Below are 16,722 nucleotides of genomic sequence, written 5' to 3'. Positions count from 1 at the left end.
CAGGGCCGACTTGAACAGGGCCGACGGCGCGTGGACGTGTCAGGCGGCAGCGGGCGACGCCGAGACAACCACGTTCTTGCCCCACGGGTCTTCCGTGTAGCAGCTGATCAGGACCACACGGCTGGGCACCATGTCCCAGATGGGGCTGTCCTTGAGGCTGTCCTTGAGGTACGTGGTGACGCTGTCCACCCGGTAAGGGATGGTGCCGGTCGCGGTGACGACGTCGAAGGTGTCACCAACGACTGCAGCGGAGCTGAGGTGGTTGAACGGGGCGTCCCGCCCCTCCCAGCTGTGTCCGATGATGTACGTGGTGTTGCCCGACCCGTTGCCGGGAGTCCCGAACGGTGTCAGCCAATACCCGTCCATGGTGGTGGGCGGCTCCACTGTCCGGGTGGCGACGGCCGAGGTGTCCGGTTCAAGGGGATGGACGGCCGTGTCGATTGCCGCAGCGGGATAGAGGATACGCAGGGGTGCGGAGGCTTCCGGCAAGGCCGGGCCGGGGGTGGTGGCGTCTGCGGCCGGGGCTGTTGCCGTCTTTGGAGCTGCCCCCGGAGCTTCGCCAGTGCCGGACAGCGGCCAAGGAGCGGACGACGGCGTGGCCCGGAATGGTGCCGACAGTTCCGCTCTGGGGACGGCGACTTCCCCGTGCTTGAGCAGGGGTGCACCGAAGGTGAGGGACAGGAAACCCAGGACTCCGCACAGCAGGATTGCCAGATCTCCACGGTTCCATCCACGGACGCGCAGGACTTCCAGGACCCGCAGAACGCCACGGCGGGCGACGCGAATGCTGGAGTGCTTGGACATGATGTTCCTTTGCTTTCAAACGCCTTGCGTTCAGCAGGTGGAGGGTGGACCCGCTTTGAAATTGCGCCGAGGGCGTCCCGCCGGGTTTTGGCGGGACGCCCTCGGTAACAGACCCCGGAGGCTCTGGTGGGCGTCAGCCCGCCGTCGGCGATTCCGTCCGGGACTTGCGGCGCACTGCAACCACAGCGCCCGCACCTAGCAGGACGCCCAGACCGGCCAGCCAGGTAGTACTTTCCTCTGATCCGCCGATGGCGGTTTGCGCGTTGAAGCCCTCGTTGGTGCCCTGGCTGACAGCGGCTGCTGCTGCGGCGGGCGCCTTGGCAGCAGCTGCCTTCGGTGCGGGTGTCTGCGCAGCCGGTGTGACCGCGCCGGCGGCCCCAGCCACCGGTGCCTGCTGCACCACAGCCGGCGGGTCAACGACCGGCGGTACGACGACTGGCGGGTCAACGACCGGCGGTACGACGACTGGCGGCACGACGACTGGCGGCACGACGACCGGCGGCACCACCACCACAGCAAGGCAGGGATGGGCGGGATCCCCACCCGCGGGCCAGTTGAATCCGTCCGGCAGTACCGCATTGGGCGGGATGATGTCATCGGAGTGTCGTGTGTGGCCGGCCAGTGCGCCTGATCCACTGATGTCGATCGTCAGCTCACTTCCGTTGTGGCAGAGCGTGAAGTCAGAGGCGGCGTAGGCCGGGGCCGTGACGCTGAGCATGGCCAGCCCCAGGACCCCCAAAGTTGCGAAGGTGCGTTTCATGGTGTTCTCCCCAGTCTGTTTGAAACGGACCACGCGGGGAGGGAGTAGCGGAGATCCCAATGCCCCAACAGCATGGTCAGCTTTAGTGACTTCAGGCTAGGGGCGGCGGCAAGGTGCAGTCGCCAGTAGCGGGTACTCGTCTTTTTCCGCCTTTGACCTGCGGCGTTACCTGCATGTACGCGGAATCGGGAGCATTGCCAGGTTGTGGCTACCCTTGAACGTGGACTGGGCGGAGCCTAACGTTGGAGCATACGAAAGGTGCGTGACCGGCATGGAAATCTACATGTGGTGGCTGGATCTGGACCTGCAAACCAAGGAATGGCTGAGGGAAAATCTCCGTGCGGCGGAACTGCCGCTGCCGGTGCTGCAGGGCATCGCCGAAGCCGGCGGGCCGCATCCGGATACCCCGGTGGCTGTCCTCACCGAAGCCGACTGGGATTTCATCGAGACGCAGTCCGAATTCGTCGACTGACCGGACGCACCTGGCGCCGCCGTCACGGCCACGCCGGACCAGTACACCCGGAGCAGTCCCCTCGGACCAGTCCACATAGCGAAGAAAAGCGTTGCGGCCCTCCGGCCGGGGTGGTTGCATGGGTGCATGGCAACCGCAGAGAACTTTGTCTTAGCGATCGGGACCAAAAAGGGCCTCTGGCTGGCCACCAGCCAGGACCGGAAGCAATGGTCCTTCTCCGGCCCGCATTTCCTGATGAGCGAAATCCCCAGCATCGGGATCGACACACGGGACGGCCGTACCCGGATCATGGTGGGGGTCAGGTCCGAGCACTGGGGTCCCACTGTGGCCCATTCGGATGACCTCGGCGCCACCTGGACCGAACCTGAACAGGGCGCCATCACGTTTCCCGAAGACACCGGCGCGGCCGTGGAGCGCATCTGGCAGATCTACCCGGACGCAGAGTCGCGGCCAGGCGTGGTATGGGCAGGTGCCGAACCGATTTCGGTCTGGAAATCCACCGATGGTGGCGAGCATTTCGAACTTAACCGCGGACTATGGGATCACCCGCACCGCAGCGACTGGGGTGCGGGCTACGGCGGCGCCGCCGCCCACTCCATCGTGGTGAATCCGGCCGGGGACAACGTCCACGTCGCCATGAGCACCGGCGGTGTGTACCGCTCGCTCGACGGCGGTGAGTCCTGGGAACCCCGCAACAAGGGTATTTCGGCCTACTTCATGCCGGACCCCAATCCTGAGTTCGGCCAGTGCGTCCACAAGATCGCGGCGGATGCTGCGGTGGAAGGACGGCTGTACGCGCAGAACCATCACGGCGTCTACCGCACGGATGATAACGGCGAAAACTGGAACTCCATCGCCGAGGGACTTCCGGCCGACTTCGGTTTTGTGATGCTGACGCACCCGCGCCGGGAAGGAACCGCCTGGGTTGTGCCGCTCAAGGCCGACGGCGAGCGGATCCCGCCCGAAGGGAAGCTTGCCGTGCACCGAACGGACGATGCCGGGGCCACCTGGAAGCGCCTGGATACGGGCCTGCCCAAGGGGGAGTACAACAGCGTCCTCCGCGACGCCGCGGGCGTGGATTCATCCGAGCCGGCCGGTGTCTACTTCGGAACGCGCGGCGGCACCGTGTACGCCAGCGCGGATGAAGGGGAGACGTTTGCTGAGGTTGTCAGCCATCTCCCCGACGTCCTGTGTGTCCGCGCCGCCGTAGTCTCTACGGCTGAACTGCCGGTTCCGGAAACGGCGGCCGTCCGCGGTGCCTGACATCAGCGTGGTACTACCCAGCATCCTCCAGCCGCTGGCCGGTGGCCAGTCCATCCTGACTGCGCCCGCCGACGGGACGGTGACGGTGGGAAGCCTGCTGGATTCGGTGACCGGGGATTACCCGGTGCTGGCCAGGCGGCTGCGGGACGAAACGGGGGCGCTTCGCCGGTACGTGAATATTTACGTTGCCGGTGACGAGGTGCGTCGGCTCCAGGGCCTGGAAACTGAGGTGTCGCCCGGCCAGGAGGTACTGGTCATCCAGTCGGTGGCCGGAGGTTAGGGCCGAAGTATCTCTCGGGCGGTCCGGCGGGCAGTCCTGACTGACTGCGCCCGCCGTCGTCGTGCAAGACTCCGGAGTACAAGATTCAAGGGTGCAAGATTCCGCAAGTGGTGCTGCGCCAGCGGCCCAACACGCGGTCAGGCAATCCGCCAGACGCTGCATTCGTCCGTATTGATCGCTTTCCGCGAGCCGGTGTGATGGTCCATGATCCAGACAACGCCGATTCCCGGTGCTGTCTCCTGGACACGGCCACGGCGGATGACCACGTCGTCGTAGCTGGGGCCTACGGAGAGGCGGGCCTCGATTTCGTCGCCGCGGTGGAGCTGGTCCAGGGCGCGGACTCTTGTTACATGGGCTTTGGCTTCCTTCAACATGGGGGCCTCCTGGCTGGAGCTGGTGCCTGCGCTTGCCGGCACTTCCAGTGTGGCTGGGCAATGTTGCGCCCTGGTTTCCTCAACGTTAGGAGCCGGTTAGTTCTCCGCGATCGATTCGTTTCCGCCGGCACTGCAGGATTCGGCGAATCCCGCACGTCAAACCCCGCTGCGGCCTTCAGTTGGGCATCGTGCCAGTTCAGGCCTACCGCCGGCGGGCCTCCCGGGCAAGAATGGGCACTATGCACCTTCCCGTGATGCCTCCCGTCCCGCCCATGCTCGCCAAGGCCGTCAGCGGAATGCCCGACGGGGCCCTCAGCTATGAGCCCAAGTGGGACGGGTTCCGGTCCATTATTTTCCGCGACGGCGATGAGCTGGAGATCGGCAGCCGCAACGAAAAGCCCATGACCAGGTATTTTCCTGAGCTCGTGGAAGCCCTGAAGGAAAACCTGCCGCCCCGCTGTGTGCTGGACGGCGAGATTGTCCTGGTGGGGGCCTCCGGTGACCGGCTCGATTTCGATGCCCTGCAGCAGCGCATCCATCCTGCCGCCAGCCGGGTCAAGCTCCTCGCCGAACAGACCCCCGCCAAGTTTGTGGCCTTTGACCTGCTGGCCCTGGGCGACGACGACTACACCGGCCGGCCCTTCGCCGAACGGCGGGCAGCGCTGGAAAAGGCGCTCGCGGGCAGCAAGGCTCCCGTCCACCTCACGGCGGCGACCCAGGACAAGGCCACCGCCGAGCAATGGTTCCAGCAGTTCGAAGGTGCAGGCCTGGACGGGATTGTGGCCAAGCCGCTGGAGGGGAGCTACCAGCCGGACAAACGCGTGATGTTCAAGGTCAAGCACGAACGCACGGCCGATTGTGTGGTGGCCGGCTACCGCGTGCACAAGAGCGGACCGAACGCTATCGGCTCATTGCTGCTGGGCCTGTACAAGGACGACGGCGGCCTGGCGAGCGTGGGCGTGATCGGCGCCTTCCCCATGAAGCGACGGCAGGAGCTGTTCGAGGAACTCCAGACGCTGGTCACGGACTTCGACGGTCACCCTTGGGCCTGGGCTAAGCAGGCGGACGGCGAACGGACGCCGCGCAACGCGGAGGGCAGCCGGTGGAGCGCGGGCAAGGATCTGTCTTTTGTGCCGCTCCGGCCCGAACTGGTGGTGGAGGTCCGGTACGACCACATGGAAGGTGAGCGCTTCCGGCATACCGCCCAGTTCAACCGCTGGCGGCCGGACCGGGACCCCGAATCCTGCACATACGAACAGTTGGAGGAGCCGGTGAACTTTGACCTGGCGTCGGTCCTGGAGACCGGCCGGCCGTAGGCACCCAGTTCGCAGTAGGCACCCAACCCGCCGCCCGCCGTCGTACGTTCTTGCCCCAAGGTTTCTGGCCCTACTTCAGGCCGAGCTGCTTGGTGGGGACGTTGAAAGTCTCCTTGGCCGTCAGGGCGGAGATGGCCGAGATGCCGCAGATGATGGCGGTGAAGACGCTGATCTGGACCCAGCCGCCGGGCTTGATGCCGCCCATGGCTGCCACGATGGCCGGGGCGAAGCCTGCCATCAGGAAGCCCAGCTGCGTACCGATCGCCAGGCCGGAGAAGCGGACCTTGGTGCTGAACATCTCGGCGTAGAAGGACGGCCAGACTGCGTTGGAGGCCGCGTAGCCGCAGGAGAAGAAGCCGATGGCCGCGAGGAACATCAGCGGGATGCTGCCGGATTCCAGGCTGAGCAGGAACACCGGAGTCAGGATGGCGCTGGCCACGGCACCGTAGATGAAGACCGGCTTGCGGCCGATCCGGTCCGCGAGCTTGCCGAACAGCGGCTGGGTGCCCAAAGCGACCAGGTTGGCGCCGACCACCAGCCAGAGTGTGGTGGTGCCGTCAACACCGGCAACGGTCTTGGCGTAGCTGATGGCGAGCGTGCCGAACACCGTGGAGACGGCGGCGATGAAGGCACAGCAGACTACGCGGAGCACGTCGCGCCAGTGGTCCTTGAGGAGATCGGCGACCGGAAGCTTGGAGATCTGGGCGGTTTTCTGGGCTTCTTCGAACGCCGGGGGCTCATGCAGTGTGCGGCGGATAAAGAACGCAACAAGAACGACGACGGCGCTGAGCCAGAACGGGACGCGCCAGCCGATGCCGTACTTGATCTCGTCCGGAAGGGCGAGGACGGGGATGAAGACGAGGGCGGCGAGGATCTGGCCGCCCTGGGTGCCGGTGAGGGTCCAGGAAGTGAAGAAGGAGCGGCGGTTGTCCGGTGCGTGTTCCAGCGTCATGGAGGATGCGCCGGCCTGCTCGCCCGCTGCGGAGAGGCCCTGGCAAAGCCGCGCCAGCACCAGCAGGGCCGGAGCCCACCAGCCCACGGTGTTGAAGTCGGGCAGGCAGCCGATCAGGAACGTCGAGGCGCCCATCAGCAGCAGCGTGAACATCAGGACCTTCCGCCGGCCCACGCGGTCACCGAAGTGGCCCAGGATGACGGCGCCCACCGGCCGTGCCACATAGGCGAAGCCGAAGGTGGCGAAGGACATGACGGCAGCGTTGGCTCCGGCGTCCGGGAAGAACACTGTGGGGAAGATCAGGGCGGCGGCGGAGCCGAAGATGAAGAAGTCGTAGTATTCGACGGCGCTGCCCAGGAAGCTGGCGAGGGCTGCCTTCTTTGGCGTCCCGGCCGGGGCAACGGTGCCCTGCCCCGCGGACGGAAGTGTCTGGCTCATGGAGTTCCTTTGATGTGACGACGTTGTCGCGGATGGATCGGAAGGTCGCAGCCGCAGCGGCCTGAGTGGAGCTGGTGCGGTGCGGCTGGAGTCCGTTGAAAGACCCGGAGCAGTAGCCACATGGTGGGAGCTACTTGTGCGATACAGCAATGATGGCTGTGAGCGCAGTCACTTGTCAAGAAAATAATCACCATCTAGAAATAGTTCCCACGATGTGGCAACATCAACGTATGAGTGTGAATCAAACCACAGCGCCCGATGACGTCGCCGCTGAGCCAAAGACGCCCAAGGGCGACCGCACGGACATGGTGGGCAAGGCCCTGGGCCTGCTGGTCCTCCTGGGAGACGAGCCGCGTGGCGCCAGCGCCGCGGAGATCTCGCGCCGCGCCGACCTCCCCTTCAGCACCACCTACCGCCTGCTGGGATCCCTGACGCGGGACGGATTTGTGGACTATGAGCCGGACGGCCGCCGCTACCATCTGGGCCTGCGGATCTTCCAGCTGGGCCAGCGGGTCTCCAACCATCACGGATTTGCCGGCACCGCGCTGCCGGTCCTGCGCCGCGTGACCGAGCAGACCGGGGAGGCCACCATCCTCAGCGTCCGCGACGGCCACCACCACCTGACAGTCAACAAGGTGGACGGCCCGCAAACCTTCCGCGTCACCAGCGACCCCGGGCATCTGGGCGCCCTGCACGCGACGGCCGTGGGCAAGGCGCTGGTGGCTTTTGCCGAGGACGCGGAGCGTGAAGCGCTGCTCGAGGAGCTCGAACTGGAACCCCTCACCGAGCACACCATCACCGACCGGGGCGCCTTCCGTGCCGAGATCGAGAAGGTGCGCCGGCAGGGATATGCCGTGATGGACGAGGAGAACGAGAACGGCATGCGCGCCGTGGCCGTGCCGCTGCTCAATTCCCAGGGCCATGCCTTCGCCTCCCTGGCAACCGCCGTTCCCGTCTTCCGCCTCAGCATGGAAGCCCTGTTGGCCCATGTGCCCCTGCTGCAGGATGCCGCGGCGGAGCTGGCCGCACGCTTGCCGCAGCGGTAAACCGCACGCATTTGTTCGTATGTAGAACAAGCGTGCGAGAAGTGAACAAGTGTTGTACTGTAATCCCTACCACCCGACCCGCCGCGGCCGCCTCGAGCGCCGCCGCCCGCCGGATGCCGTATTCAAAGGAGCTGCCCGGATGAGCAATCGAACTGAGTCCTACCTCGTGGGACTGGTCGGCGACGGCGTGATGCCGTCACTCACTCCCCCATGCACGAACGCGAAGGCGATGTGCTGGGCCTGCGCTACCTCTACCGCCCCATCGACCTGCTGGAGCTCGGACTGTCCGGCGATGCCGTGGGGGATCTGCTCAAGAGTGCCCGCAGCCTGGGCTTCAACGGACTGAACATCACCCATCCGTGCAAGCAGCTTGTGCTGGCGCACCTGGACGAGGTCTCACCGGACGCCCTTAGGCTCGGTGCCGTCAACACCGTAGTCATCGAGGACGGCCGCTTCATTGGGCACAACACCGACTTCTCCGGCTTCGCCGCCGCGCTTGCCTCCGGCCTACCGGGCGCGCGGCTGGACCGCGTCGTCCAGCTTGGCGCGGGAGGTGCCGGTTCCGCCGTCGCCTACGCGCTGCTCACCGCCGGCGTTAAGGCGCTGGACCTGGTGGACGTGGACCCCGCCCGCTGCGCGGCACGCGCAGCAGAGCTGGCCGGTTTCTTCCCGAGCAGCACCGTCACAGCGCGTACGACGGCGGAGCTGCCGCAGCTGATGCCGCTGGCCGACGGTCTGGTGCACTGCACCCCCGTAGGCATGGCCGCCCATCCCGGCGTCCCGCTGGACCTGGACCTGCTGGAAACGCGGCACTGGGTGGCGGACATCGTCTACCGCCCGATCGATACGGAACTGGTCCGCGGCGCCCGCGCCAAAGGCTGCGAGGTACTGGACGGTGGCCGCATGGCAGTAGGGCAGGCGGCGGATTCCTTCCGGATCTTCACCGGGCTGGAAGCCGACGCGGAACGCATGCGCAGCCATTTCCTGGAGCTCGTGGCCAAGGAAGAGGTGGCTGCCTGATGCGCACCGGAATCGCTACGGTGTGCCTCTCCGGCACCCTCAAGGAAAAGATGCAGGCCTGCGCCATCGCCGGCTTTGACGGGATCGAAATCTTCGAGCAGGACCTGGTCACGTCGCCGCTCACGCCCGAGGACGTCCGCAAGATGGCGGCCGACCTTGGCCTCACGCTGGATCTTTACCAGCCGTTCCGCGACTTCGACAGCGTGTCCGAAGACCTCCTGGCCGCCAACCTCCGGCGTGCCGAAGCCAAATTCAAGCTCATGGCGCGGCTGGGCATGGACACCGTCCTGGTCTGCTCCAATGTGGCCACCGCCAGCATCGACAGCGACGACCTCCGGGTGGAGCAGCTCGGCCAGCTGGCTGCGCTGGCCGGGGACCATGGCGTCAAGGTGGCCTACGAGGCCCTGGCCTGGGGCAAGTACGTCAACGACTACGAGCACGCCCACAAGCTGGTGGAAGCCGTGGACCACCCCAACCTGGGCACCTGCCTGGATTCCTTCCACATCCTGTCCCGCAACTGGGACACCGCCCCCATCGAGGCCTTCAACCCGGAAAAGATCTTCTTCGTCCAGGTGGCGGACGCCCCCAAGCTCTCCATGGACGTCCTCTCCTGGAGCCGGCACTACCGGGTTTTCCCGGGCGAGGGCCAGTTCGAGCTCGCCAAGTTCATGGGCCACGTGGTCCGGGCGGGGTACAGCGGCCCGGTGTCGCTGGAAATCTTCAACGACGTCTTCCGCCAGTCGGATGTGGAGCGAACCGCCGTCGACGCCATGCGCTCGCTCATCTGGCTGGAGGAACAGAGCGCCAAGTGGCTGGACGCCGCTTCCGACCGTGGGACGGGCACTGGTGCCGGCGGCACCCAAGCTCCTGGCCGCCGTCGTTATCCCATGGAACTGGCCACGCTCCCGCAGGTAGCCGAACCGGCAGGCTACAACTTCGCCGAAGTCAGGGCCGCGGACACCAAAGGGCTGGAAACGGTCCTTGGGCGGCTGGGCTTCGAGTTCACCGGCCGGCACCGCACCAAGGACGTGCAGCTCTGGAGCCTGGGCCACGCCCGGGTGATCATCAACGAGGCCGCACCGGCATATGGGGACGATTCAACGGGGGACACGTCAGCGGGGGATGCGTCGCCCGCCATCGCCGCCCTTGGCTTTGACGTCGCCTCCCCGGTGATTGCCGCTGCCCGCGCCCAGCAGCTGAAGGCCCCCGCGGTCCCGCGCAAGAGCCAGGCCAACGAGGAAGTGTTCCAGGGCTTCGCCGCCCCGGATTCCACGGAGATCTTCCTGTGCCAGGGCACGTCCGACGGCACCGCGGCCTGGACCAGCGAATTCGGGGAGGGGCTGGAAAAGCCCGCCGCCGGACCCTCCGCCGTGATCGACCACGTCAACCTGGCGCAGCCGTGGCAGCATTTCGACGAGGCCGTCCTCTTCTACACCAGCGCCCTGGCCCTGGAGCCCCAGCCGTTCGCGGAGGTGCCCAGCCCCACCGGCCTGGTCCGCTCGCAGGTCATGGCCACCGGGGACCGCGCCGTGCGGCTGGTGCTGAACCTGGCGCCGCTGAACCAGCAGCGCAGGACCTACCAGGAACACATCGCCTTCGCCGTGGATGACCTGGTGGCCACCGCCAGGGACTGCAAGGCCCGCGGCCTGGAATTCCTACAGGTTCCGGCCAACTACTACGAGGACCTGGACGCACGTTTCGGACTGGAACCGGGCTTCCTGGACACGCTGCAGGAACTGAACCTGCTCTACGACCGGGACGCGGATGGCGAATTCCTCCACTTCTACACGGCCACCGTGGGCAGTGTGTTCTTCGAAATGGTGGAACGCCGCGGGGCCTACGACGGCTACGGCGCCCCCAACGCCCCCGTGCGCCACGCAGTCCAGTACGACCACCTGCAGCACCGGTAAGACAGCACCACCACCACTCAGCAGCAACAACCAGAGAAAAGGAGGCCGCAGTGGAGACACAGCAGGATCTCAGTGCCGAGATTAACGCCATGGGCGATGCCTACGCCCGGGCGCTCAAGGACGGTGCCGCGGCCGAAACGCAGCCCCGGCTGGACTACGCGCCATACCGCAGCAGCATCCTGCGGCACCCCACCAAAAGCCTGCACCACGCGGACCCGGAAACCATCGAGCTGTACTCGCCGGCGTTCGGCCACCAGGACGTGCACGCCCTGGAAGCGGACCTGACCATCCAGCACAACGGCGAACCCCAGGGCGAGCGGATCATCGTGGCCGGCAAGGTCCTGGACGGCGACGGCCGCCCCGTGGCCGGGCAGCTCGTGGAAATCTGGCAGGCCAACGCGGCCGGCCGCTACATCCACAAACGCGACCAGCACCCGGCGCCGCTGGACCCCAACTTCACCGGTGTGGGCCGCTGCATCACCGGCCCCGACGGCTCGTACCGGTTCACCACCATCAAGCCCGGCGCCTACCCGTGGAAGAACCACATCAACGCCTGGCGGCCGGCCCACATCCACTTCTCCATGTTCGGCACGGAGTTCACCCAACGGATCGTCACGCAGATGTACTTCCCCGGCGATCAGCTCTTCCCACTGGACCCCATCTACCAGTCCATCGTGGACCAGGACGCCCGCGACCGGCTGGTGGCCAGCTACGACCACGATCTCACTGAACCCGAGTGGGCACTGGGCTACAACTGGGACATCGTCCTCACCGGTTCCAAGCGGACCTGGACCGAAAACGAGGCGCTCGGCGCAGCAGGAGACGAGGAATAACGTGAGTACAACCACCAATCTTGTTCCCACCCCCGGCCAGACCGTCGGCCCGTTCTACGGTTACGCCCTGCCGTTCGTGAAGGACAACGAACTCCTGGCGCCCGGCTCGCCCGGCTCCATCCGCCTCCAGGGCACTGTATATGACGGCGCCGGGGAGACCATCCCGGACGCCATCCTCGAGATCTGGCAGCCCGATGCCGACGGCAGGATCGTGCAGCAGACCGGCTCCCTGGTTCGCGACGGCTACACCTTCACCGGCTGGGGCCGCGCTTCCGTGGGCCACTCCGGCGTGTACACCTTCACCACCGTGAACCCGGGCCCTACCGGACCCGGTGCCGCCCCCTTCATCTCCGTGGCCGTGTTTGCCCGCGGCCTGATGAACCGGCTTTTCACCCGCGTATACCTGCCGGAAAACGAGGAAGCCCTCGCCAAAGACCCGCTGCTCAGCTCCCTGGACCCGGAGCGCCGCAAGACCCTCATTGCACGGCGCGATGCCGACGGCGGACTCACCTGGGACATCCGCCTGCAGGGCGAGGGCGAAACAGTCTTCCTGGACTTCCAGTGACTTACGTCGCCGGCATGGAAGGTACCGGCCACTTCGGAAACGCTGCGGACGGTGACGTGGGCCTGCTGAGTCCTGTCTCGGCGTCGCCCCTGGTTACGGCGCTGACCGGTGACCGCGCGGTGCTGGCGGCGATCCTCGCCGTCGAGTCCGGCTGGGCCGCCGTGCTGGAGAAGGCTGGCCTGGCGCCTGTCGGTTCCGCCGCCGTCGTGGCCTCCGCCGCCGAGGCGGGACGCTACGACGCAGCAGACATCGCGCTCCGGGCCCAGGGCGGCGGCAACCCCGTCATCCCGCTGCTGGCAGACCTGCGGACGCATGTCACGGCGCTGGACGGCGCCCGCATCGGCGCAGTGAAGGCGGTCCACACCTCGCTGACCAGCCAGGACGTTCTGGACACGGCCCTGATGCTGCTCGCGCGCAACACCGTGGAGGCGGTGCTGGCTGACCTGAAATGCACGACGGCGGCGCTCGCTTCCTTGGCGGAACAGCATGCGGACACGCTGGGCGTGGGCAGGAGCCTGACCCAGCACTCGCTTCCGTATACGTTCGGGCTGCGGGCGGCGCAGTGGTTCCACGGGCTGGCCGCCGCGGGCCGGCAGCTGGGCACGGTGCAGTTCCCGGTGCAGTTCGGCGGGGCGGCCGGAACATTGGCTGCTGGAACGGTGCTGACTTCCGGCTCGGCCACCAGCCCCTTTGACCTGGCCGATTCCCTGGCCCGGCAACTGGGCCTGGCCGCGGCACCGGCACCGTGGCACACGAACCGGCTGGCCGTCACATCCCTCGGAAATGCCTTGGCCTCGGTGCTGGATGCCACCGGCAAAATCGCCACGGACGTCCTGTTCCTGAGCCGGCCCGAGGTGGCCGAACTCGCCGAACCGCGCGCCGCCGGACGCGGCGTCTCCTCGGCCATGCCCCAGAAGCAGAACCCCGTATTGTCGGTCCTCATCCGCAGCGCCGCACTCCAGGCGCCCCAGCTGGTGGCCCAGCTGCACCTGGCCGCCGCCAACTTCAACGACGAACGCCCCGACGCCGCCTGGCACACGGAATGGCCGGCCCTGCGCCAGCTCCTCCGCCTGGCACTCGGCGCGGCCGGGCACCTCCGGGAGCTCGCCGAAGGCCTGCAGGTTTTCCCCGACGCCATGCGCCGCAACCTGGACCTCGCCGGACCGCTGCTCCTGGCCGAAGGGGTGGGCGCCGCCGTCGCCCCGCTGCTCGACGACCAGGGTGGCCGCAGCGGCAAGGAGCAGCTGCTGGCCGTGGTGGACCGGACCCTAGAGGCGCCCGTAGCCGACCAGGGCGCCACCTACCGGCGGCTGCTCCGCGAAGCCGTGCCGGCGGAGACGCTTCCTCACGGGCAGATGGCAGAACTCCTTGAGCCGGCCAGCTACCTGGGCCAGGCAGCCGAGATCTCGCGCCGCATTCTGGCCGCGTACCCCGACTTTTCAACACCCACCCAGAACGGAGCCAACCGTGGCTAAACCGACCCTGAAAGCAGTTCTGCTTTCACCCCAGCGCCCGCTGGGGGACCGGCCCCTGCTGGTGGTTGGACCCTCCCTGGGTACGTCCACCGTCCTGTGGTCCGAGGCGGCCTCCCTGCTCGGAAACGACTACGACGTGGTGGCCTGGGACCTGCCCGGCCACGGCGTCTCACCCGCCGCCACGGAGACGTTCGACGTCGCCGCGCTGGCAGATTCAGTGGTGGAGCTGGTGGACTCGATCGCGCCGGGCGGAGCCTTCCACTATGCCGGGGTTTCGCTCGGCGGCGCCACCGGCCTGCAGCTGGGCATCAAGCACGGCGAACGCCTCAAGAGCCTGTCCGTCCAGTGCACCGGCGCCAAGATCGGCACCCCCGAAGCCTGGTTGGAACGCGCCGAAACCGTACGCAGCCAGGGCACTCCCGTGATGATCCAGGGTTCCGCGCAGCGCTGGTTCGCGCCGGGATTTATGGACCGTGAGCCCGAGCGGAGCAGCCGGCTCCTGCACTCCCTCCGCGACACCGACCGCTTCAGCTACGCCTTCTGCTGCGAAGCCCTGGCAGGCTTCGACGTCCGTGCCGACCTCGGTAGAATCACCGTCCCCACCCAGGCAGTTGCCGGCGCGGCGGACACTGTTGCACCGCCGTCGATGGCTCAGGAAACCGTTGAGGGCATTACCGCCGGCGGCGGTACGGCAAATTCTGTGACGCTGGAGGGAGTGGCGCACCTGGCCCCGGCCGAAGCCCCCGCCCACGTTGCCGAACTGCTGCGGACCCTCATCACCTGGAGCGAATCCCAGGGGGCAGCCAAATGAGCGGCGCAGCCCCGAACAGGGGAGAGCGGAACGGCGTGGTCCAGCCGGACGCCACCAGCCAGGAAATTTACGACGGCGGCATGGTGGTCCGCCGCGAAGTGCTGGGCGCCGCGCACGTGGACCGGGCCAACGCCAACAAGGACGAATTCACCGACGATTTCCAGGACATGATCACGCGGATCGCGTGGGGTGGCATCTGGACCCGGCCGGGCCTCTCACGGCAGATGCGCTCGGCCGTGACCATCACCGCGATGGTGGCGCACGGGCACTGGGAAGAGCTGGCGATGCACATCCGCGCGGCCATCACCAACGGCCTGAGCAGGGACGAAATCAAGGAAATCCTGCTGCAGACCGCCATCTACTGCGGAGTTCCCGCCGCCAACACAGCCTTCAAGACCGCCCAGCAGGTCTTCCAAGTCTTGGACAGCACGGACATGGACGCGGCCGCCACCCCGGATAACGCGCCCACCCCACCCAACTAGCCCCCTACCTAGGGGACTCTCAGACGGAATTAAAGGAAAAGTTATGAACCAGGCTTTTTTGTACGACGCCGTGCGCACGCCGTTCGGTAAGTTCGGCTCCGGCCTCGCCGGTGTCCGCCCGGATGACCTTGCCGCGCACGTGATCACCGAATCCGTGAAGCGCGCCCCCGGGCTGGATCCTGAGCGGATCGACGAGGTCGTCTTCGGCAACGCCAACGGCGCCGGTGAAGAGAACCGCAACATCGCCAGGATGGGCACCCTGCTGGCCGGCCTTCCGGTCTCGATCCCCGGCACTACGGTGAACCGGCTGTGCGGTTCGTCGCTGGACGCGGCGATCATCGCCTCGCGCCAGATCAACGCCGGCGACGCCGAGCTGATGCTCGTGGGCGGTGCCGAATCGATGTCCCGGGCCCCCTGGGTGCTGCCCAAGACGGAGAAGCCCTACCCGGCCGGGGACATGACCCTGGCCTCCACCACGCTGGGCTGGCGCCTGGTGAACAAGGCGATGCCGAAGGACTGGATCATCTCCCTGGGCGAGGCCACCGAGCGGCTGCGCGAGAAGTACGGCGTGACCCGCGAGGACCAGGACGAGTTCGCCGCGAACTCGCACAACCTTTCCGCCGCAGCGTGGGACGAGGGCTTCTACGACAACCTCGTCGCCCCGGTGCCGGGCACGGACCTGGTCCGCGATGAAGGCATCCGTGCCGGCTCCTCCGCGGAGAAGCTCGCCGGTCTCAAGACCGTGTTCCGCACCGAGAACGGCACCGTCACCGCCGGAAACTCATCCCCGCTGTCCGACGGCGCCTCCGCGGCCTGGATCGGAAGCGAAGCGGCCGCCGGGCTGCTGGGGCTGGAACCGCTGGCCCGCATCGCCGGCCGCGGCGCGCACGCCAACGATCCCCAGTTCTTCGGCTACGCTCCGGTGGAGGCCGCGAACAAGGCCCTCGCGAAGGCGGGCATCGGCTGGGACCAGGTGGGCGCCGTCGAACTTAACGAAGCGTTCGCCGCACAGTCCCTGGCCTGCATCAACGCCTGGGGCATCGATCCTTCGATCGTGAACCGCCACGGCGGCGCACTCGCCATGGGCCACCCCCTCGGCGCGTCCGGCACACGGATCCTGGGCACCCTAGCCCGGTCCCTGCAGGCCTCCGGTGAGCGCTGGGGCGTCGCCGCGATCTGCATCGGCGTGGGCCAGGGTCTGGCCGTTGTCCTCGAAAACGTCACCGCCGCCCCGCCGGCAAAACCAGTGAAGGGCTAAGAGATGCTGACTTTTGTAGATACCGTTGCCGACGCCGTGTCCGGTATCAAGGACGGCTCCACCGTGATGATCGGCGGTTTCGGCAATGCCGGGCAGCCGTTCGAACTGATCGACGCGCTGATGGACTGCGGCGCCACGGACCTGACCGTGGTGAACAACAACGCCGGCCAGGGCGACCAGGGCCTCGCGCTGCTGATCAAGGAGGGCCGGGTCAGGAAGATGATCTGCTCCTTCCCGCGGCAGTCCGATTCCTGGCACTTCGACGCCAAATATCACGCCGGCGAGATCGAGCTGGAACTGGTGCCGCAGGGCAACCTGGCCGAGCGGATCCGCGCCGCCGGAGCCGGTATCGGCGGGTTCTTCACGCCCACCGGCTACGGCACCATGCTGGCCGAGGGCAAGGAAACCCGCATCATCGACGGCCGCGGCCAGGTGTTCGAAACCCCCATCCATGCAGACGTGGCGTTGATCAAGGCCCTGAAGGCCGACGGCGTGGGGAACCTCGTGTACCGCAAGACCGCCCGGAACTTCGGTCCCATCATGGCCGCCGCGGCCAAGCACACGGTGGTCCAGGTGTCCGAGATCGTCCCCACCGGCGGGCTTGATCCCGAAAACGTCGTAACCCCCGGCATCTACGTCAACAGCATCGTGAAGGTGGCCTGA

The 16,722-nt window shown here is 67.0% G+C and carries 17 protein-coding genes and 1 pseudogene; 14 read left to right on the top strand and 4 right to left on the bottom strand.

Annotation, left to right across the window (positions count from 1 at the left end):
* Nucleotides 1-39 precede the first annotated feature (39 nt).
* Nucleotides 40-804, bottom strand: coding sequence for a class F sortase (locus NIBR502772_RS01825; protein ID WP_246848662.1), 765 nt, complete (start codon nt 802-804; stop codon nt 40-42).
* A 133-nt stretch (nt 805-937) separates the two neighbouring features.
* Nucleotides 938-1,564 (bottom strand): LPXTG cell wall anchor domain-containing protein, encoded by a 627-nt coding sequence (locus tag NIBR502772_RS01820; protein ID WP_210412369.1) that lies wholly within the window; start codon nt 1,562-1,564, stop codon nt 938-940.
* Nucleotides 1,565-1,835: 271 nt separating this feature from the next.
* Between NIBR502772_RS01820 and NIBR502772_RS01815 the strand changes: the two genes are divergently transcribed.
* The 3 genes from NIBR502772_RS01815 to NIBR502772_RS01805 all read left to right on the top strand — a co-directional run bounded on the left by NIBR502772_RS01815 (nt 1,836) and on the right by NIBR502772_RS01805 (nt 3,579).
* A complete protein-coding gene (locus NIBR502772_RS01815) occupies nt 1,836-2,036 on the top strand; it encodes a hypothetical protein (RefSeq protein WP_056342139.1) in 201 nt (66 codons plus the stop codon).
* Between the two features lie 126 nt (nt 2,037-2,162).
* Complete coding sequence (locus tag NIBR502772_RS01810) at nt 2,163-3,299, top strand: sialidase family protein (protein ID WP_210412368.1); 1,137 nt, start codon at nt 2,163-2,165, stop codon at nt 3,297-3,299.
* Nucleotides 3,292-3,579: a MoaD/ThiS family protein gene (locus NIBR502772_RS01805; RefSeq protein WP_058930693.1), complete on the top strand. Its 288-nt coding sequence runs from the start codon at nt 3,292-3,294 to the stop codon at nt 3,577-3,579. Before NIBR502772_RS01810 ends, NIBR502772_RS01805 begins: the two co-directional genes overlap by 8 nt.
* 137 nt (nt 3,580-3,716) lie before the next feature.
* On the opposite strand, the gene NIBR502772_RS01800 is transcribed toward NIBR502772_RS01805, so the two are convergent.
* The gene (locus NIBR502772_RS01800) at nt 3,717-3,953 is read right to left on the bottom strand and encodes a hypothetical protein (protein ID WP_056341782.1); all 237 of its coding nucleotides are present in this window, start codon (nt 3,951-3,953) and stop codon (nt 3,717-3,719) included.
* Nucleotides 3,954-4,192: 239 nt separating this feature from the next.
* Here NIBR502772_RS01800 and NIBR502772_RS01795 point away from each other — a divergent pair, with 239 nt between their 5' ends.
* Nucleotides 4,193-5,269: an ATP-dependent DNA ligase gene (locus NIBR502772_RS01795; RefSeq protein WP_141138823.1), complete on the top strand. Its 1,077-nt coding sequence runs from the start codon at nt 4,193-4,195 to the stop codon at nt 5,267-5,269.
* A 70-nt stretch (nt 5,270-5,339) separates the two neighbouring features.
* Here the strand turns inward: NIBR502772_RS01795 and NIBR502772_RS01790 are convergent, their stop codons facing one another.
* Complete coding sequence (locus tag NIBR502772_RS01790; protein ID WP_141138822.1) at nt 5,340-6,659, bottom strand: MFS transporter; 1,320 nt, start codon at nt 6,657-6,659, stop codon at nt 5,340-5,342.
* A 230-nt stretch (nt 6,660-6,889) separates the two neighbouring features.
* On the opposite strand from NIBR502772_RS01790, the gene NIBR502772_RS01785 reads away from it, so the two are divergent.
* The 10 genes and pseudogenes from NIBR502772_RS01785 to NIBR502772_RS01745 all read left to right on the top strand — a co-directional run bounded on the left by NIBR502772_RS01785 (nt 6,890) and on the right by NIBR502772_RS01745 (nt 16,722).
* A complete protein-coding gene (locus NIBR502772_RS01785) occupies nt 6,890-7,705 on the top strand; it encodes an IclR family transcriptional regulator (protein WP_141138821.1) in 816 nt (271 codons plus the stop codon).
* 139 nt (nt 7,706-7,844) lie between these two features.
* A pseudogene (locus NIBR502772_RS01780) lies at nt 7,845-8,725 on the top strand (shikimate dehydrogenase).
* Complete coding sequence (locus NIBR502772_RS01775) at nt 8,725-10,635, top strand: bifunctional sugar phosphate isomerase/epimerase/4-hydroxyphenylpyruvate dioxygenase family protein (protein ID WP_141138819.1); 1,911 nt, start codon at nt 8,725-8,727, stop codon at nt 10,633-10,635. The pseudogene NIBR502772_RS01780 and the gene NIBR502772_RS01775 overlap by 1 nt, the downstream one beginning before the upstream one ends.
* Nucleotides 10,636-10,685: 50 nt before the next feature.
* The gene (pcaH, locus tag NIBR502772_RS01770; protein ID WP_141138818.1) at nt 10,686-11,468 is read left to right on the top strand and encodes a protocatechuate 3,4-dioxygenase subunit beta; all 783 of its coding nucleotides are present in this window, start codon (nt 10,686-10,688) and stop codon (nt 11,466-11,468) included.
* A 1-nt stretch (nt 11,469) separates the two neighbouring features.
* Nucleotides 11,470-12,033: a protocatechuate 3,4-dioxygenase subunit alpha gene (gene pcaG / locus NIBR502772_RS01765; protein ID WP_141138817.1), complete on the top strand. Its 564-nt coding sequence runs from the start codon at nt 11,470-11,472 to the stop codon at nt 12,031-12,033.
* Between the two features lie 14 nt (nt 12,034-12,047).
* Complete coding sequence (locus NIBR502772_RS01760; protein ID WP_141141888.1) at nt 12,048-13,508, top strand: lyase family protein; 1,461 nt, start codon at nt 12,048-12,050, stop codon at nt 13,506-13,508.
* Nucleotides 13,501-14,319: an alpha/beta fold hydrolase gene (locus tag NIBR502772_RS22275; protein WP_210412367.1), complete on the top strand. Its 819-nt coding sequence runs from the start codon at nt 13,501-13,503 to the stop codon at nt 14,317-14,319. The genes NIBR502772_RS01760 and NIBR502772_RS22275 overlap by 8 nt, the downstream gene beginning before the upstream one ends.
* The gene (pcaC, locus tag NIBR502772_RS22270) at nt 14,316-14,801 is read left to right on the top strand and encodes a 4-carboxymuconolactone decarboxylase (protein ID WP_168223469.1); all 486 of its coding nucleotides are present in this window, start codon (nt 14,316-14,318) and stop codon (nt 14,799-14,801) included. Before NIBR502772_RS22275 ends, pcaC begins: the two co-directional genes overlap by 4 nt.
* A gap of 43 nt (nt 14,802-14,844) precedes the next feature.
* Complete coding sequence (locus NIBR502772_RS01750; RefSeq protein ID WP_141138816.1) at nt 14,845-16,059, top strand: thiolase family protein; 1,215 nt, start codon at nt 14,845-14,847, stop codon at nt 16,057-16,059.
* 3 nt (nt 16,060-16,062) lie between these two features.
* Nucleotides 16,063-16,722 carry a 3-oxoacid CoA-transferase subunit A gene (locus tag NIBR502772_RS01745; protein ID WP_141138815.1) on the top strand — a complete coding sequence of 220 codons (660 nt, stop codon included), beginning with the start codon at nt 16,063-16,065 and terminating at the stop codon, nt 16,720-16,722.

Origin of the sequence: Pseudarthrobacter sp. NIBRBAC000502772, assembly GCF_006517235.1 — a bacterium.
GTDB lineage: Bacteria > Actinomycetota > Actinomycetes > Actinomycetales > Micrococcaceae > Arthrobacter.
Note: the sequence above shows the minus strand (reverse complement) of the source record. Positions and strands in the feature narration are given on the sequence as shown.

Coding starts and splice junctions, on each gene's coding strand:
- NIBR502772_RS01825 (WP_246848662.1), bottom strand. CDS start 804: ATGTCCAAGCACTCCAGCATTCGCGTCGCCCGCCGTGGCGTTCTGCGG.
- NIBR502772_RS01820 (WP_210412369.1), bottom strand. CDS start 1,564: ATGAAACGCACCTTCGCAACTTTGGGGGTCCTGGGGCTGGCCATGCTC.
- NIBR502772_RS01815 (WP_056342139.1), top strand. CDS start 1,836: ATGGAAATCTACATGTGGTGGCTGGATCTGGACCTGCAAACCAAGGAA.
- NIBR502772_RS01810 (WP_210412368.1), top strand. CDS start 2,163: ATGGCAACCGCAGAGAACTTTGTCTTAGCGATCGGGACCAAAAAGGGC.
- NIBR502772_RS01800 (WP_056341782.1), bottom strand. CDS start 3,953: ATGTTGAAGGAAGCCAAAGCCCATGTAACAAGAGTCCGCGCCCTGGAC.
- NIBR502772_RS01795 (WP_141138823.1), top strand. CDS start 4,193: ATGCACCTTCCCGTGATGCCTCCCGTCCCGCCCATGCTCGCCAAGGCC.
- NIBR502772_RS01790 (WP_141138822.1), bottom strand. CDS start 6,659: ATGAGCCAGACACTTCCGTCCGCGGGGCAGGGCACCGTTGCCCCGGCC.
- NIBR502772_RS01785 (WP_141138821.1), top strand. CDS start 6,890: ATGAGTGTGAATCAAACCACAGCGCCCGATGACGTCGCCGCTGAGCCA.
- NIBR502772_RS01775 (WP_141138819.1), top strand. CDS start 8,725: ATGCGCACCGGAATCGCTACGGTGTGCCTCTCCGGCACCCTCAAGGAA.
- NIBR502772_RS01760 (WP_141141888.1), top strand. CDS start 12,048: ATGGAAGGTACCGGCCACTTCGGAAACGCTGCGGACGGTGACGTGGGC.
- pcaC (WP_168223469.1), top strand. CDS start 14,316: ATGAGCGGCGCAGCCCCGAACAGGGGAGAGCGGAACGGCGTGGTCCAG.
- NIBR502772_RS01750 (WP_141138816.1), top strand. CDS start 14,845: ATGAACCAGGCTTTTTTGTACGACGCCGTGCGCACGCCGTTCGGTAAG.
- NIBR502772_RS01745 (WP_141138815.1), top strand. CDS start 16,063: ATGCTGACTTTTGTAGATACCGTTGCCGACGCCGTGTCCGGTATCAAG.